The organism is Methylocapsa polymorpha, assembly GCF_045689225.1.
GTDB lineage: Bacteria > Pseudomonadota > Alphaproteobacteria > Rhizobiales > Beijerinckiaceae > Methylocapsa > Methylocapsa polymorpha.
The window spans coordinates 3609217-3625999 of the sequence record NZ_CP136862.1 but is presented as its reverse complement, the minus strand read 5'-3'; the positions used below and the strand labels follow the sequence as shown (position 1 = coordinate 3625999).

Below are 16783 nucleotides of genomic sequence, written 5' to 3'. Positions count from 1 at the left end.
GCCGGAGATCAGCCGGCGGCTTCGAAGAGGAGCTTCAGCGCCAGCGCGACGGAGGCGGACCGAACGGCGTGGCGCCCAATGTCGCCGAAACGTCGCTCCACGGCGATGATTTCGCCGGCTTTGCGCCCACAGGCAAAATGGACGAGGCCGACCGGCTTTTCCGCCGAACCGCCGCCAGGGCCAGCGATCCCTGTGACAGAAACGGCGGCTTCGGCGCTGGAAAAGGCCAGGGCGCCCGCCGCCATGGCCTCGGCGACTTCACGGCTGACCGCGCCGAAAGCGTCGAGAAGGGCGGTATCGACGCCCAGACATTCGACCTTCGCCGCATTGGAATAGGTGACGAATCCGCGCTCGAAAACATCGGACGAGCCGGGAATCTCGGTGATGAGGCCGGCGACAAGGCCGCCGGTGCAGGATTCGGCCGTCGCCAAGGTCAGCCCTTTCTCTCGATAGCGCGCGATAAGGGCCGCGGCCTGGGCTCGCATTTCGTCATCGAACATGGCGTCCGTCTCGCGGATGATTAAAGCGGCAGGCGGATCGTCGCAATGGCAAGCGAAGCAATGCCCTCCTCGCGACCGGTGAATCCCAGCCGCTCGGACGTCGTCGCCTTGATCGCGACGCGATCGACCGGGATATCCAGGATCTTCGCGAGACTGGATCGTATCGCATCGCGATGCGGGCCCACCTTCGGCCTTTCGCAGACGACAGTCGCGTCAATGTGGGCGACCATGCCGCCCCGCGCACGCAGTTTCGCGACGGCGGCGGACAGGAAGATGCTCGAGGCCGCGCCCCGCCATTGCGGATCGGAAGGCGGAAAATGGCTTCCGATGTCGCCATCAGCCAGAGCGCCGAGCAATGCGTCGGTGATCGCGTGACTTAAGACATCGGCGTCGGAGTGGCCCAGAAGGCCATGATCATGCGGCACTTTTAAGCCGCCGAGCCAAATGTGGTCGCCGGGTCCGAAGGCATGGACGTCATAGCCTTGCCCGGTCCTTATATCTTGGAGATCGCGGATCAGCCTCGCCTCGGCGAGGACCAGGTCTTCGGCGCTGGTGACCTTCATATTGTCGCCGTCCCCCTGGAAAACATGGACGCGATGCCCGGCCCATTCGGCGATTGCGCCGTCGTCGGTGAGATCGACCTCGCCGGCCGCCGCCGCCTTTCGATGCGCCGCCAGGATAAGATCGAAATGAAAGGCTTGGGGAGTCTGGACCGCCCGCAGCCGGGCTCGCGGCGGCGTCGCGACGACGCCGCTCTCGGAATCGATCTCCTTGATGGTGTCGGTGACCGAGACGCCGGGGATGGCGGCGCCATGAGCTTTGGCGGCGGCGACCGCCCTCCGAACTAATTCTTCGCTTGCAAATAGTCTTGCAGCATCATGAATTAAAACGACTTCTGGTCCATCTTGATTTTCTGAGCACAGCGCCTCCAGCCCACCCAAGACGCTCGCCTGCCGCGTAGGCCCGCCATAAGCTGGCCCTTTAAGCCGCCGCAGCAATTCCGCGTCGAGGCACGCGATGCTTTCCTGATAAAGATCGAGATCCTCCGGATGGATGACCGGAAGAATGATCGCTCCCGGAGCCGCGCGATAAATCGCGCTCAAGCTATGCGCCAAAAGCGGCCGGCCGGCGAGGCTTCTATATTGTTTCGGACGTCCGCTTCCGACGCGTGAGCCTCGCCCGGCCGCGACGACAAGGACCGCCAATTCCGAATTGGTTTTCATGAGACGCGCGCTTCGACCCAGCGGAAGGAGGAGATGGCCTTTCCTCTCTTGTTTGGAGCCGGTCGTCAAATTTTCTTGCGTCCTGATGTCCGATTAGGCATTTTATCCGTTGTCGCAGCGCACAAAATGATTATGATATGGGCATGAGCATCATTGCCGACGATTTAGGCAGCACATTTCAGGGCAGAGATCTTCACATTGGGCCTATCCGCCTCAATGGCCGAGCTTTCCTGGCGCCCATGTCTGGAGTGACCGATCTTGGCATGCGCCGGATGGCGCTTCGTTTCGGCGCGTCGCTCGTGGTCAGCGAGATGGTCGCTGCAGACCAATATGCGCGCGGCGATGCGGCGAATAGGCTCAAGGCCGAGGGCGCCGGGATTGATCTTCACGTCGTCCAGATCGCGGGTTGCGACCCCTACGCCATGGCGGAGGCGGCCTTCCTGGCGCAGGACATGGGCGCCGCCATGATCGACATCAACATGGGCTGTCCGGCCAAGAAAGTCACAAATGGCTACGCCGGCTCCCACCTGATGCGGGATCTCGGGCTCGCGCTTGCGCTGATCCGCGCGACCGTCCGGGCTGCGCGCGTCCCTGTCACGCTGAAGATGCGTCTGGGCTGGGACGAGGGATCGATGAACGCCGCCGAACTCGGCAAAATAGCGGAAAGCGAAGGGATTGCGATGTTGACGGTTCACGGACGCACGCGGCGGCAATTCTACGCGGGAAAGGCGGACTGGGCCGCAATTCGCGCTGTGAAACAAGCGGTTGCAATTCCGGTGGTCGCAAATGGAGATTGCGCCAGCGTGGCGGACGCTGTCTCCATGCTGGCGCAGTCGGGCGCCGATGCGGTCATGATCGGCCGCTCCGCGATCGGGCGGCCTTGGTTCGTCGGCGATGTCGCGCATTATTTGGCGCAAGGGTCGGCGCGCGCCCAACCGGCGCCCGCGGCCCGCAAGGAAGCGGCCGTCGAGCATTATGAAACCTTGCTCGAGATCTTCGGCCCATCGCAGGGATTGCGCCATGCGCGCAAGCATCTTGCCGCTTATGCCGACTGGTCGGATGTGCCTGACAGGATGAAGCTGCGCCGCCGCCTCGTCAGCAGCGAGTGCCCGAACGCCGTCAAATCCGCCTTGCGTGAATTGTTCGAGCGGCCTCAGGCGGAGGAGGCGGCATGATTATGGCGTTTTGGAACTCCCGCGGCGACACAGCAACCATGCCGGTCAATTCAACGCCTCTTGCCACTGATTCGACGAAACTTCTGAACGCTCTTCCGCATCCCGTCCTGGCGGTTCGGGCGGACGGCTCGATCGCCGACGCCAATGTTGCGGCGGAAGCCTTTTTCGGGATGAGCCGAACATCCTTGTGGCATCAGAAACTTGTCGAGATCGTACCGATCGACTCGCCTCTCGCGTCGCTCGTTGAGCAGGTCATCGCGCGCGGCGCGGCCATCAATGAATATCGCGTCGATCTCGGCCTGCCGAAGGCCGGAGGCGAGCGCCTGGTCGATATTTTTGTGACGCCTCTGCCCGACGCCGAGGAAGGCGTCGTTATCATGCTGCAGGAGCGCTCTCTCGCCGAGAAAATCGACCGTCAGCTGACCCATCGCGGCGCGGCGCGATCGATCGCCGCCATGGCCTCGACGCTCGCGCATGAGATCAAGAACCCGCTGTCCGGCATCAGGGGCGCGGCGCAGCTCCTCGAGGCGGAAGCCAATGACGCCGATCGCGCCTTGACCCGGCTGATCTGCGAGGAGACGGACCGCATCGTCAAGCTCGTCGACCGGATGAGCGCCTTTTCCGACGGGCGGCCGATTGAGCGCGAAAGCATCAATATTCATGAAATACTTGATCACGTGAAGAAAGTCGCCCAAGTCGGCTTCGCGCGTCACATTCACTTTCGTGAAAATTACGATCCTTCGCTCCCGCCGGTGCTTGGCAACCGGGATCAGCTCATTCAGATCTTCCTGAACTTGGTCAAGAACGCCGCCGAGTCCATCGGCGAGACGCGCGACGACGGCGAGATCGAATTGTCGACCGCCTTTCGCCCGGGCGTGCGCCTACAAACGCCCGGCTCGAGCGCGCCGGTCAGCCTGCCCTTGGAGTTTTGCGTTCGCGACAACGGCCCGGGCGTCGCCGAAGAAGTATTGCCCTGTCTATTCGACCCGTTCGTCACGACAAAAGTATCAGGAACTGGCCTTGGACTTGCATTAGTGGCCAAGATAATTGGCGACCATGGCGGTACTATTGAATGTGAGTCCAGTTCGCGCCGGACGACGTTCAGGGTTCTCATGCCGATGTATGCGCCGCGCGATGGTCGAGGCGTAACGCGCCGCTGAGGCCGGAGCCTTTTCGTTAAGTAAAGCAGACGCGGACCTCGACATGCTTATGCTGCGGCGGAACTAAAGATCGAGCGCCGCTCTGGGTTCATCAAATGCGACATCGCTCGAATGCGGCGGCGCCAGGGGGCGTCTGCATATTGGAGAAAATAGCTTCCGAAAATCCGAATGCCGTGGCGACCCCTTATGCGCCGGATCCGACCCTAGGCCGGCGCGGGCCCACACAATTTGATCGCGCCGATTTTTCGCCTGCAGGAGACGCCTTGTAATGGCTACCGGAAATATCCTCATTGCTGACGATGACACAGCCATTCGCACGGTCTTGAGCCAAGCCTTGTCGCGCGCCGGCTACGACGTGCGCACCACAGGCACGGCGGCGACGCTCTGGCGCTGGGTTCAGTCGGGGGACGGCGATCTCGTCATCACCGACGTCGTGATGCCGGACGAGAACGCCTTCGAGCTTCTGCCCAAAATGAAGAAGCTGCGGCCGGACCTGCCAATCATCGTCATGAGCGCGCAGAATACGTTCATGACGGCGATCAAGGCCTCCGAACGCGGCGCCTATGACTATCTGCCGAAGCCATTCGACCTGAGGGAGCTGGTTTCGATCGTCGGACGCGCGATGAGCGAGCCGAAGAACCGGGTTAGGGCCGAGCGCAATGAAGAGCTGGAGGGAATGCCGCTCGTCGGGCGCTCGCCCGCCATGCAGGAGATCTACCGGGCGTTGGCTCGGCTCATGCAGACCGATCTCACGGTCATGATCACGGGCGAGTCCGGCACCGGCAAGGAGCTTGTCGCGCGCGCGCTGCATGATTACGGCAAGCGCAAGAAAGGGCCATTCGTCGCAATCAACATGGCGGCGATCCCGCGCGACCTCATCGAGAGCGAATTATTCGGCCACGAAAAAGGGGCCTTCACCGGAGCCAACCAGCGCTCCGCGGGGCGTTTCGAGCAGGCGGAAGGCGGGACTTTGTTCCTCGACGAGATCGGCGACATGCCGATGGAGGCGCAGACCCGGCTCCTGCGCGTGCTTCAGCAAAGCGAATATACGACGGTCGGCGGACGCACCTCGATCAAGACCAATGTTCGCATCATCGCCGCGACCAACAAGGACCTGCGCATTCTGATCCAGCAAGGGCTGTTCCGCGAAGACCTCTTCTTCCGCTTGAACGTCGTGCCCTTGCGTCTGCCGCCTCTGCGCGAGCGCACCGAGGACATCGGCGATCTCGCCCAGCATTTTTTCACCCTCGCGGCAGCCGAAGGCTTGCCGCTGAAACATATCGAGCCCGACGCTCTCGAACGAATGAAGCGTTATCGCTGGCCGGGCAATATCAGAGAGCTCGAAAATCTCACCCGAAGGCTGGCCGCCCTTTACCCGCAGGAATCGGTCACGGCGCAACTGGTCGACGCGGAACTTGCCGTCGACGCTTCCACCTTGGAGCCGGGCTTCCCTACATCGGCCAATGGAGGCGCGGGCCGCGTCCGCGACGGCGAGCAAGCAACGACGCTCGCGAGCGCCGTGGAGCAGCATCTTTCCGAGCTTTTCCGGGGGCATGGCGACACCCTTCCGCCGCCCGGCCTCTATCATCGCGTCTTACGCGAGTTCGAACAACCATTGATCTCCGCCGCGCTTGCGGCCACGCGCGGCAATCAGATCAAGGCGGCCGAGCTTTTGGGCTTGAATAGAAATACGCTGCGCAAGAAGGTCCGCGACCTCGACATCAGGCTGATGCGCTCGCCACGATAATTCGGCAAACGCCGACCAGACCGATTTGCATTGTGAGGGGCGGTCCGCCAGGGCCGCCTCTCTTTTTTCTCTTGAAGGGAGAGAAATATACAGTTATATTTTGTTAAATAAGAACATACATTATCCAATTCTCAAAGCAGTCTGTTTGTGAGCACAGCGATTCATTGAAATAATTTCCCTTGGAAGGAAAATTATGGTCCTGGAAATGTCGTAATTATGCAACAGTGTGGCATAAACGCAACCAGAACTACTCGATTTTTTTGAACGAATCCAATAAACATATTCCAATTTTTCTAATGGCCAATGAACGGCGAACAAATGGCGCGAAACCTTTCGGCCGGATCGAATGGCGATCTTCGATTCACGATACGTTTCGGCGCGGCGACTGTCGTTCTGGCCTTGGTGGTTGCGTTCGTCAGCTTTCTCATCTTCGCCGGCTTTACGCCGATTGCGCCGACCTCCAACGTCCTTCTGGTTCTCTTCCTCGCCAATGTTCTCGGCATTCTCCTGGTTTTTTGCTTCGTCCTCGCCGAGGGCTATGCTCTTCTCAAGGCGCGCCGGGCTGGGGTGGCCGCAGCGCAGCTGCACATCCGGATTGTTGGCCTTTTCTCGATTATCGCCGCGGCGCCGGCTCTTCTGATGGCTGGGGTCGGCTCGGTGACGCTTGACCGCAGCCTCAACCCATCTTTCATGCAGGATGGCAGGGGCTTCGTCCTGAACACGATCGACGCCGCGCGCCTGTTTCGGGAAGCCCAATGCAAGTCGCTTCTCCAGGAGGCAAGGCTTACGGCCGCTGACCTCGACCGCGCCAAGCTTATGTTCGAGGTCGACCGGCCGCTGTTTCGCGAGTTTTTCCGGTCGCGGGCGCGTTTCCTTGGCTTCACTGCCGCCGCGCTCCTGAAGTCCAATGGCGAAACTATCGAGAAGATCGACACGGGCGCCCTATTTGGAAATGCCGTCGTGCGGCCGGAGGCCAGCGATTTCGAAGATGCGCAGAAACGCGAACCATCGTGCCTGATTCTCGATGAAGGACGAACTTTCGTCGCCCTAAGCGCGCTCGCCTCTTTCCAGGACACGTTTCTTTATGTGGCCCGGCCGGTCGATCCCTTCACGGTCGAATTTGCCCGCGCCGCGGCGAAGCTCGTCACGCTTTACGACGGTTTCGACAGCCATAGGCGCAGCATCCAGATCGCTTTTGCGACGGTGTTTATCCTGATCGCCCTGATCATGCTTTTGTCGGCGACCTGGCTCGGGCTCTCCTTCGCCAATCGCCTCGTCGCGCCGATCAGGCGCCTCATCGCAGCGGCCGACCAAGTCTCCTCCGGCAATCTCAATGTGCAGGTGGGCGTGCGCAAGTCCGAGGGCGATCTCGCCCATCTCGGCGAAACCTTCAACAAGATGACATTGGAGTTGCGCCTTCAGCAAAACCGCCTGATCGCCGCAAGCAATCTCATCGACGAGCGTCGCCTGTTCACGGAAGCCGTGCTCTCGGGCGTGCCGGTGGCCGTCGTCGGCGTGGGGCCAAAAGGCGAAATCACTGTGGTGAATCCTTCGGCGGAACGCCTGATCCCGCAAAGCGGGGAAGGGCCGGCCGGCATCGTGGGTCAGCCGCTCGAGGCGGTTCTGCCGGAACTCAAGGAGGCCTTTGACGAAGCTCGCTCAGGCCATGCGCGATTGGCGCAGGGACAGATCTCCCTTGAGCGCGACGGGCTCGAACGCCTTTTCAACGTCAGCATCACCAGCGGGCCGACGGAGCGCGCCGACAAGAGCTACATCGTGACGCTTGACGACATCACCGATCTGGTGACGGCGCAACGGACGGCCGCTTGGGCCGACGTCGCGCGGCGCATCGCGCATGAAATCAGGAATCCCTTGACTCCGATCCAGCTCTCCGCCGAGCGGCTGAAGCGCAAATATGGCGGGCTGATCGTCCAAGACCGCGACGTTTTCGACCAGTGCACCGATACGATCGTGCGTCAGGTCGACGACATCAAGCGCATGGTCGACGAGTTTTCGGCTTTCGCGCGCATGCCGAAGGCGCGCGTCGAACATGACGACCTCGGCGAATGCGTGCGCCGCGTTCTGTTCCTGATGCGCGTCGCCCATGCGGACATTGTGTTTGAAGAACATTTGCCCGATCATCCGCTCCAAGGGCGCTTTGATCGTCGGCTGCTTTCTCAAGCCTTGACGAACATCGTCAAGAACGCGATCGAGGGCATAGCCGCCTATGCAGGAGATGCGAGCTTCGAGGGTCATATTTCAGTCACCCTTTCCATCGCGGGACGGACCATTGCGATCGATGTGATCGACAATGGCAAGGGCTTCCCTCGCGAAAATCGGCAGAGGCTGCTCGAACCATATATGACGACCCGGGCGGAAGGGACAGGACTAGGCCTTCCTATCGTCGCGAAGATTCTCGCCGATCACGGCGGCGGCCTCGAGCTGCGCGACGCCCCTGATGGACGCGGGGCTTGGGTCCGACTCTATTTTCCTTGGAGCGACGAGACGCAGAATTTCCCCGATGAATTGGATCAAGCCGCGGCTGTCGCGGCGCAGAGAAAATCGTGAAGGGCCTCATGGCGAGCGATATCCTGATCGTAGACGACGAAGCCGACATCCGAGACATCGTGTCCGGAATTTTGTCGGACGAAGGCCATGGCGCGCGCACGGCGAAGAATTCCGACGAGGCGCTGGCAGCGATCGAAGCAAGGCGTCCCAGCCTTGTCTTTCTCGACATCTGGCTCCAAGGCTCGCGCCTTGACGGATTGCAGCTCTTGAAGATCGTCAAGGAGCAGAATCCGATGCTTCCGGTGGTGATGATCTCCGGTCACGGCAATATCGAGACCGCGGTCTCCGCGATCAAGCTCGGCGCCTATGATTTCATTGAAAAGCCTTTCAAGGCCGACCGCCTCGTTCTCGTCGCCGAACGCGCGCTCGAGGCCTCGCGTCTTAAGCGCGAGGTGATCGACCTTCGCGCCCGCGCCGGCGCCGTCAACCAGATCATCGGCAAATCGACCGCCATTAATCAGTTGCGTCAAGTGATCGAACGCCTTGGCCCGGCCAATTCGCGAATCCTCATTACCGGCGCGCCAGGCTCGGGCAAGGAGCTCGCGGCGCGGACGATTCATGAAGCTTCCGCGCGCGCCAGCGGCCCGTTCGTCGTCATCAATTCGGCGACGATCGCGCCAGAAACAATGGAGATCGAGCTTTTCGGCGTCGAAGGCAAGGAGGGCCGCAGCCGCAAGGTCGGCGCGCTCGAAGAAGCCCATGGCGGCACGCTCTATCTGGACGAGATCGCGGATATGCCGAGGGAAACCCAAGGCAAGATCCTGCGCGTGCTGGTCGAGCAGAATTTTCAGCGCGTCGGCGGAACGACCCGGGTTTTTGTCGATGTCCGAATACTTTCTTCGAGCTCCCGCGACATCGCCGCGCTCATCGCGGACGGATCTTTTCGCGAGGATCTGTTCCATCGCCTCGCCGTCGTGCCGGTTCGGGTTCCATCGCTTTCGGAGCGCCGTGAGGATATTTCGGACCTCATCGCGTTTTTCATGGATCAAGTTTCGGCGACGACCGGAATGCCGCGCCGGGCGATCGCCGATGACGCGATGGCCGTTTTGCAGTCGCATGACTGGCCCGGCAACATCAGGCAGCTGCGCAACAATGTGGAGCGCCTGATGATTCTCGCCGCCGGCGATCCCGAGGCCGAGATCACCGCCGACATGCTGCCGTCCGAGATCGGCGCGCTTGTCCCTTCGACTCCGAACGGCGCCGGCGGCGAAAAGCTGATGAGCCTCCCGTTGCGCGAGGCGCGCGAGGTTTTCGAGCGCGAATATCTTGTCGCGCAAATCAACCGTTTTGGCGGAAATATCTCACGCACGGCCGAATTCATCGGCATGGAGCGCTCGGCCCTGCACCGCAAGCTGAAGTCGCTCCGGGTCGACTAGGACTTGGTGAGAGCAGGGCGCTCTGACGCCAATTGAACATGCCAAAAATTGGCTGTTTGCGCGACCGCCATTTCCCACGCAATGCAGCTGATGAGCGTGAGGCAATCAACCCACAGAGAACGCGCAATCGGCGCCGAGGCGCCAATTCTGCCAGTCAAAGAAATATGGAGCCTCTAGGTCTCTACAAAATACCATTGCGTAATGGTGCGCTCTCTTTATATAGATTTGCGCTTCCAGCCTATTTCTTGCGACGAGTCCATCCCGCAATCTCGTTTAGCGCGCCCCGAGCAAGCAAGCCATGACGTCTGATGGAATATATCATGCTTTATAGACTGTTTATTTTCCTTAGAGACAATATTAGAAAATTCCCACTATTACATTTCTATGTGTGGAACTTGCGCAAGGCCATTTGGCGATTGCAGTCTATTGGCGAGCCGAAACGTCCAATCGTCGACGGTGGCCCAGTGCTCGCCGAGGCTATTCGGACCAGGCGGCCACTGGCGGTCGGGAAACTAGGCTTCACTGAATCATTAGGCTTGAATCATTTTTTGAAACGAACTGCGGCGCGGTCGGAAAACCAGGAGCCGCCTCCATATCCGCCATATGCATGGGATACATTGTTTGTTAATTCTGGAGTATTCCCACAAAATGACACGATATTCGATAAATTCGTCGAAATTTACCAAGACGCTGTTGGAGAAATGGATGTATTAATTTCCTGGCACATTCGAGGAGAGCTGGGGCTGCTAAATAGATTTGCTCCTTTCGCCACATTGATTCGATGGGGAACCTTAGAGCCTTTCTTATCAAATGAACCCTGGAGCTTTATGCTCGAAGGTAAGCGCGTCTTAGTTATTTCTCCATTTATCAAAAGCATTCAAAAGCAATATGCTCGGCGGACGGAGCTTTGGAAGGATAAGCGCGTTTTGCCGGAATTTACGCTACTTGCTATTCAATGTCCTTTCAGCGCGGGCCTCGCCGCGCCTAAGCACTCCGATTGGATGGCGGCTCTCGATGATTTGAAGGCGCAAATGGATGCGGTGGATTTTGACGTCGCTTTAATCGGCGCCGGCGCATTTTCTTTGCCTCTCGCTACACATGCCAAACGGCGCGGCAAAGTGGGAATCCATTTGGGTGGGCCACTTCAAGTTCTGTTTGGAGTCTACGGCAATCGCTGGAAGGACAATAAAGAGTTTCAACCCTTCTTCAACGATAGTTGGGTGCGGCCGGATAAGACCGAGACCCCTGAAATGGCTCAGAAGAATGAAAATGCTTGTTACTGGTAGGTCATATTCGAGATGCTTGCGCACCACGGGCTGCGTGAACCGAGTAGATGCTCAAGACCATTGTGAGGCTTAACAAAGGACCTCGATCCGGCCAGACGGAGTGCGTGACCTCGGCCCTCCCTTCCGCTCGGCCGCGACTAGCCGCTGAGCCCGTCGCACACCGCGAGCTGTTCATGGCGTTCTTCAAGCTCGGCCTCATCGGCTTCGGCGGCGTGGCCGGCTGGGTGCGGCAGATCATCGTCGTCGAGCGCGGCTTTCTGGACGAGCGCGAATTTGCCGAATGGCTTGGGTTCGCCAGCGTTTTGCCGGGGGCCAACACGGTCAATCTCGCCGTCATGCTCGGCGACCGTCATCAAGGAGCTTCGGGCGCCTTCGCCGCGCTGCTCGGTCTTCTTATGGCGCCGATCATTATCCTCATCGGGATCGTTTCGCTCTTCGATCGCTTTGCGAGCCTTCCCGACGTAAGCGCAGCGCTCGGCGGAGCGGCGGCGGCGACCGCCGGGCTTGTAATCGGCAACGCCTATAAGATGATCCGGACGATCCGCACCGATGTCTTGGCGATCCTCATTGCCGGACTGACCTTCGCGGCGACGGGCGCCTTGCGTCTTTCCCTTGTCGCAAGCCTGACATTCATTGTCCCGCTCAGCCTCCTTGTCTATGTTGCGTCGGGATGGCGACGCTGATGCGGTCGGTCCTGGGCCAGCTCGGCGTGACTTTCTCGCTTCTCTCGCTTGCCGCGGTCGGCGGCATGAACGCGACGCTGCCGGAGGTCCATCGCCAGGTCGTCGACGCGCTGCATTTGATGGACGACGCGACCTTCGCCAAGCTGATAGCGATTGCGCAAATAGCGCCGGGTCCGAACGTTATCACGACCAGCGCGATTGGCTGGCATGTTGCGGGGCTCGCAGGCCTTTGCGTCGCAACCGTGGCGATGATCTTGCCGTCCTCTCTGCTCGCGCTTTGCGCGGGCCGGACAATGCAGCGTTTTTCTTCCAGTCGGGCCATCCAGGTTCTGAAAAAGGCTTTGGCGCCGGTGGCGGTCGGCCTCATGTTGGCGAGCGGCTATGTCATGGCGCAAGCAGCTGACCATAGCGGCTTGACGATTGCCATCACAGCGGTCATGACCTTGCTCGTTGGAGTCACGAGGCTGAACCCTTTGTGCGGCATTGCAGCGGGCGCGATTCTCGGGCTGGCGTCGGGCCGGTTCGGCATTTCCTTTTGAATCCGTGGAGACCGGAGCTGAGTAGAATTACCTATGTCAACGGCCAGTATGTCCCGAGCCGCGACGCCATGGTTCATGTCGAGGATCGCGGCTATCAATTTGCCGATGGCGTCTATGAAGTCTGCGAGGTCTTTCACGGGGCGCTGATCGACGAGCCGCGCCATTTGGAGCGGCTCGCACGGTCGCTGGCTGAATTGCAGATTGACGCGCCGTTGGGGCAGGGCGCCCTGGCTATTGTCCTGCGCGAAATCATCGCGAGAAACAAAGTCGCGAATGGATACATTTACATTCAGGCGACGCGCGGCGTGGCTCCCCGCGATCACGCCTTCCCGCCGAAGTGTGTGCGGCCGAGCCTGGTCGTCACGGCGCGCACGGTCGATCCCGAAAAGGGCGAAATGACCGCACGGAAGGGCGTCACAGTCGCAACGATGCCGGATCTTCGTTGGAAGCGGGTCGATATCAAGACCATTTCGCTGATCGCCAACGTGTTGGCGCGCCAAGAAGCGAAGGAGCGGGGCGCCTACGAGGCGTGGTTAATTGACTCCGACGGGATGGTTGTCGAAGGCGCAGCCTCAAACGCCTGGATCATCGACCGGTCTGGAACAATCATCACCCGCCACATCGATCATTTCGTGCTACGCGGCATTACTCGAACGACGTTAATTGACATTATCGCGGCGGAGGGACTCAAGCTGGAGGAAAGACGCTTCAGTCTCGACGAGGCCTTCTCTGCGCAAGAGGCTTTCATTACGGGCGCAACCACGCTCATAATGCCAGTGGTCGGCATTGATGGGCGTAAGATTGGCGCAGGCGCGCCCGGCCCGCTAGCACAAAGATTGCGGGCGATTTTTCATGACACGGCGGTGAGAACGCTTTAAGCTTCTGATGATAGACGGTTAGCCATATTTTTCAAACAAATTTGCGATAATCATCCCAGATAGGTCTAGCATGCCGCTAGCGGCCTCTTCTATATCACCCAACCTCAAGCGAAACAGCGCCTTGCTCTTAGCTTATAAAGAGAAATTCGCGCCGATCAGCGCGCCAAGAACATAATAGGATTTTACGATGGCGGCAGATCGGCCCCAGAATCTCCAGGACACTTTTCTTAATTTTGTGCGCAAGAACAAAGTTCCTCTGACGATTTTCCTGGTCAATGGAGTAAAGCTCCAAGGCGTCGTCACCTGGTTCGATAATTTCTGCGTCCTGCTGCGCCGCGACGGACATTCTCAACTTGTCTATAAGCATGCGATTTCGACGATCATGCCCGGACAGCCGATCCAGATGTTCGAGTCGGGCGAGGAGGGCGGCCAAGCCAGCCCGTAGAATATTTTCCTATAAATAGGATTTTTTCATGAAGAAACCGAACTCAGCCCCTATATACGGTTGGGCGGCGAACAAGTCCGTCGAGGCCCATTGGAACAAAAATTGCTCAAGCAAGCGTAATTGGAGAAACGAGCATCGCAGTCCAAACATCTATGGATCCGGCGCCGGTAATTAAATCGGAACGTGCTCCTACCGGGCGCACGCGCGCAATAGTGATTGGCCCTTATTCCAGCGAGAGATCAGGCTGGAGCATTACCCCCCGATCTGGCTCCCCCACGCCGCCTCGGACGCGCGCCCAAGATGCGCGTCTTGCAGAAGCGCATGGCCTGGCGGAAGCTATCGATCTCGACGTCGTCGCTACAAAAAACGTCCTCCTCAGGGAGATCCATCCGGGAAGTTTCCTCGGCAAGGGCAAGGTCGTCGAGATCGCCGATCTGGCGAGCGCGGAAGAGGCTGAGCTCGTCATAATGGACTGCGCCCTATCGCCGGTGCAGCAACGCAATCTCGAAAAGGCGTTTTCGGCCAAGGTGATCGACCGGACCGGACTCATTCTTGAAATCTTCGGCCGCAGAGCTAGAACGCGCGAAGGCTCGCTCCAGGTCGAGCTTGCTCATCTGGCCTATCAAAAATCGCGTCTGGTTCGCTCTTGGACCCACCTTGAACGCCAGCGCGGCGGCTTCGGCTTCCTCGGTGGTCCCGGCGAAACCCAGATCGAGACCGATCGCCGACTCATTCAAGAGCGCATGAGTCGAATCGAACATGAGCTTGACGGCGTAAAACGGACCCGCGGCCTGCATCGAAAGAGTCGGCGCACCGTCCCTTATCCAATTGTCGCGCTTGTCGGCTACACCAATGCAGGCAAATCGACGCTTTTCAACCGGCTGACTCAGGCGGACGTTCTCGCTGAAAACATGCTCTTCGCGACGCTCGATCCGACATTGCGAGGCGTGACTCTCCCGCATGGCGGCGAAATGATCCTGTCGGACACCGTCGGATTCATATCCGACCTCCCGACCATGCTCGTCTCCGCGTTCCGAGCGACGCTCGAGGAAGTGCTTGAAGCCGACGTCATCCTCCATGTCCGCGATATTGCACATGAAGACGCGGAGGCGCAGCTTGCGGACGTCGAATCCATCCTCACTGATCTCGGCGTCGATCCATCGGACGATCGCCGTTTGATGGAAGTGTGGAACAAGGCCGATCTTCTCGACGAGGACAGGCTCGCAGCGACCCGAAACGGCGCGCGGCGCCGGCCGGCCAACGCCGCGCCTATCATCGTTTCGGCGCTGACGGGGCAGGGCATTGATGAACTCGGCGCCGCGATCGAAGCGCGGCTCGCCATCGGCCGGATCGTCTTCGATATTGCGCTCGATCCGGTCAACGGGCAGGGTCTCAACTGGCTATATGAAAATACCGAAGTCATGCGGAAGAGCACGGCGGCGGATGGCGCCGTCCATCTGACGGTTCGGGTAGCGCCGGAGCGCGCCGAGCCGGTTCGGCGAAGGTTCTTTCCCGCTGCGGTCGAGCGGGCGTAAAGGGCGGCAGGCGGCTTAGCTCCCGGCGCCTCGCCCGGCTACGAACTTAAGATCCGGCCTGCTTTTCCTGGATCTTGGCTTCAGTCCAAAGCGCATCCATCTCATCCAAGCTCGCAGCGCCGAGCGCGACGCCTTTGGCCGCCAGCCGCTCTTCGATGAAGCGAAAACGCCGCTCGAATTTCGCGTTGGCGCGGCGGATGGCGGATTCCGGATCGGCGTGTGCATGCCTCGCAAGATTTGCGACCGTGAAGAGCAAATCGCCGATCTCTTCTCCGACAGCATCCGGCACGCCAGCTTCGATCGCGGCTTCGATTTCGTCGGTTTCCTCACGGATCTTGGCGATCACCATGCGCGCATCGTTCCAATCGAACCCGACGCTCGACGCCTTCGCTTGCAGCTTTACTGCGCGGGTCAAGCCGGGCAGGGCAAGCGCAATATTGTCGAGAAGGCCATTTTGGGCGACAATTTTGCCGGCATCTTCTTTAGATCGCGCCCTCTCCCGCGCATCTTTCGCGGATCTTTCGTCGGCCTTGATTTGCGCCCAAAGCGCTTTGACTTCCTCGGGAGAAAGATCTTGCGCCTCGCCAAATACATGCGGATGGCGTCGGATCATTTTCTCCGTGATCGCCTCGACCACGCCGCCAAAATCGAAAGCTCCGCTCTCCTCCGCGATGCGCGCCTGGAAAACCACTTGAAGGAGGAGGTCGCCCAGCTCCTCCCTTAGCTCCGCCATGTCCCCGCGCGCGACGGCGTCGGCGACCTCATATGCCTCCTCGATCGTAAAAGGGGCAATGGTCTCGAATGTCTGCTCAAGATCCCAGCCGCATCCGGTCCCTGGACTGCGCAGGGAAGCCATGATCTCAAGGAGGCGATTGACATCGCGGGACGGCTGCATAGGGCGAAAGCCGCAACGGTCGGGAGGGAGCACGCCCCCGTCCCTCATCTACGACAAAGCTTAGCGTCGCATTCGCTCACTCAAGCGATAGCGACAAGGCTTCGCGCCCTTTCGGCGTGTCCACAACCCGCATCGTCACCGGCTGGCCTTCAGCGAGATGCTGAATGCCCGATGGTCCGAGGATGGAAATATGGACGAAGACGTCCTTGCCTCCGTCGTTCGATTGCACGAACCCGAAGCCCTTGTTGTCATCGAACCATTTGACCGTCCCGGTGACCGAAACGGCCGTGGAGGGGTCTGGAGCGCGACGCTGCGGCCGCGGCGAATCGCCGAAGGACCGCGGTTGGGGCGCCCGCTCCGCCGCTCCGGCCGTATCGACCTCGAGGACGCGCGTCACCTGCGCGCCCTTGATGCTATTGCTGACGTTCACCTTCAGCTTCGCGCCTGGCGGAACCGTCTCATATCCGGCCGCCTGAAGCGCGCCAATATGCAGGAAAGCGTCGCCCGATCCATTTCCTAATTCGACAAAGCCAAAGCCTTTGTCGCCTTTGAACCATTTGACGACTGCGTCGATCGCCGGACCGCTCATAGGCGCAGCCAGTTCAGGACCGCCGCCGCTTCCGCCGCCAAAGCTCGGCCGTTGGGGGCGGCTCTGCCGTGGCAGATCATAGGGTGAGGGCCCATCGTCGTCGAAGCCGCGCTTCTTGGGTCCCCGAAAATCTCTACCTTTGCTCATGATGTGCCTGCTCGTCTCCGCCTACAACCGCCCCGCG

15 protein-coding genes are annotated in these 16783 nt (G+C 59.9%); 11 read left to right on the top strand and 4 right to left on the bottom strand.

The annotated features are described in order from the left end of the window. Positions 1-8: 8 nt before the first annotated feature. A complete protein-coding gene (locus RZS28_RS16740; RefSeq protein ID WP_407338861.1) occupies positions 9-500 on the bottom strand; it encodes a CinA family protein in 492 nt (163 codons plus the stop codon). 20 nt (positions 501-520) lie between these two features. Further along, the gene (locus RZS28_RS16735) at positions 521-1723 is read right to left on the bottom strand and encodes a bifunctional 2-C-methyl-D-erythritol 4-phosphate cytidylyltransferase/2-C-methyl-D-erythritol 2,4-cyclodiphosphate synthase (RefSeq protein ID WP_407338860.1); all 1203 of its coding nucleotides are present in this window, start codon (positions 1721-1723) and stop codon (positions 521-523) included. 143 nt (positions 1724-1866) lie between these two features. Between RZS28_RS16735 and dusB the strand changes: the two genes are divergently transcribed. The 11 genes from dusB (at position 1867) to hflX (ending at position 15115) form a co-directional block, all read left to right on the top strand. Further along, complete coding sequence (gene dusB / locus RZS28_RS16730; protein ID WP_407338859.1) at positions 1867-2898, top strand: tRNA dihydrouridine synthase DusB; 1032 nt, start codon at positions 1867-1869, stop codon at positions 2896-2898. A gap of 38 nt (positions 2899-2936) precedes the next feature. Next, positions 2937-4058, top strand: coding sequence for a two-component system sensor histidine kinase NtrB (locus RZS28_RS16725; protein WP_407341157.1), 1122 nt, complete (start codon positions 2937-2939; stop codon positions 4056-4058). Positions 4059-4326: 268 nt separating this feature from the next. Continuing rightward, positions 4327-5805, top strand: a complete 1479-nt coding sequence (ntrC, locus tag RZS28_RS16720; RefSeq protein ID WP_407338858.1) for a nitrogen regulation protein NR(I) — start codon at positions 4327-4329, stop codon at positions 5803-5805. Positions 5806-6123: 318 nt separating this feature from the next. Further along, on the top strand, positions 6124-8373 hold the full coding sequence (locus RZS28_RS16715; RefSeq protein ID WP_407338857.1) for an ATP-binding protein: 2250 nt from the start codon (positions 6124-6126) through the stop codon (positions 8371-8373). A gap of 8 nt (positions 8374-8381) precedes the next feature. After that, complete coding sequence (locus tag RZS28_RS16710; protein ID WP_407338856.1) at positions 8382-9749, top strand: sigma-54-dependent transcriptional regulator; 1368 nt, start codon at positions 8382-8384, stop codon at positions 9747-9749. A 320-nt stretch (positions 9750-10069) separates the two neighbouring features. After that, positions 10070-11035, top strand: a complete 966-nt coding sequence (locus tag RZS28_RS16705) for a hypothetical protein (RefSeq protein WP_407338854.1) — start codon at positions 10070-10072, stop codon at positions 11033-11035. A gap of 173 nt (positions 11036-11208) precedes the next feature. After that, complete coding sequence (locus RZS28_RS16700; RefSeq protein WP_407338853.1) at positions 11209-11718, top strand: chromate transporter; 510 nt, start codon at positions 11209-11211, stop codon at positions 11716-11718. After that, positions 11718-12257, top strand: a complete 540-nt coding sequence (locus tag RZS28_RS16695; protein WP_407338852.1) for a chromate transporter — start codon at positions 11718-11720, stop codon at positions 12255-12257. The genes RZS28_RS16700 and RZS28_RS16695 overlap by 1 nt, the downstream gene beginning before the upstream one ends. A gap of 17 nt (positions 12258-12274) precedes the next feature. Then, the gene (locus tag RZS28_RS16690; RefSeq protein ID WP_407341156.1) at positions 12275-13135 is read left to right on the top strand and encodes a D-amino-acid transaminase; all 861 of its coding nucleotides are present in this window, start codon (positions 12275-12277) and stop codon (positions 13133-13135) included. 187 nt (positions 13136-13322) lie between these two features. Then, positions 13323-13580 carry an RNA chaperone Hfq gene (hfq, locus tag RZS28_RS16685; RefSeq protein WP_407338851.1) on the top strand — a complete coding sequence of 86 codons (258 nt, stop codon included), beginning with the start codon at positions 13323-13325 and terminating at the stop codon, positions 13578-13580. Between the two features lie 152 nt (positions 13581-13732). Beyond that, positions 13733-15115 carry a GTPase HflX gene (gene hflX / locus RZS28_RS16680; protein ID WP_407338850.1) on the top strand — a complete coding sequence of 461 codons (1383 nt, stop codon included), beginning with the start codon at positions 13733-13735 and terminating at the stop codon, positions 15113-15115. A 46-nt stretch (positions 15116-15161) separates the two neighbouring features. Here hflX and mazG read toward each other — a convergent pair whose 3' ends face one another. Continuing rightward, positions 15162-16010, bottom strand: a complete 849-nt coding sequence (mazG, locus tag RZS28_RS16675) for a nucleoside triphosphate pyrophosphohydrolase (protein ID WP_407338849.1) — start codon at positions 16008-16010, stop codon at positions 15162-15164. Between the two features lie 76 nt (positions 16011-16086). After that, complete coding sequence (locus tag RZS28_RS16670) at positions 16087-16746, bottom strand: cold-shock protein (RefSeq protein ID WP_407338847.1); 660 nt, start codon at positions 16744-16746, stop codon at positions 16087-16089. Positions 16747-16783: the final 37 nt, after the last annotated feature.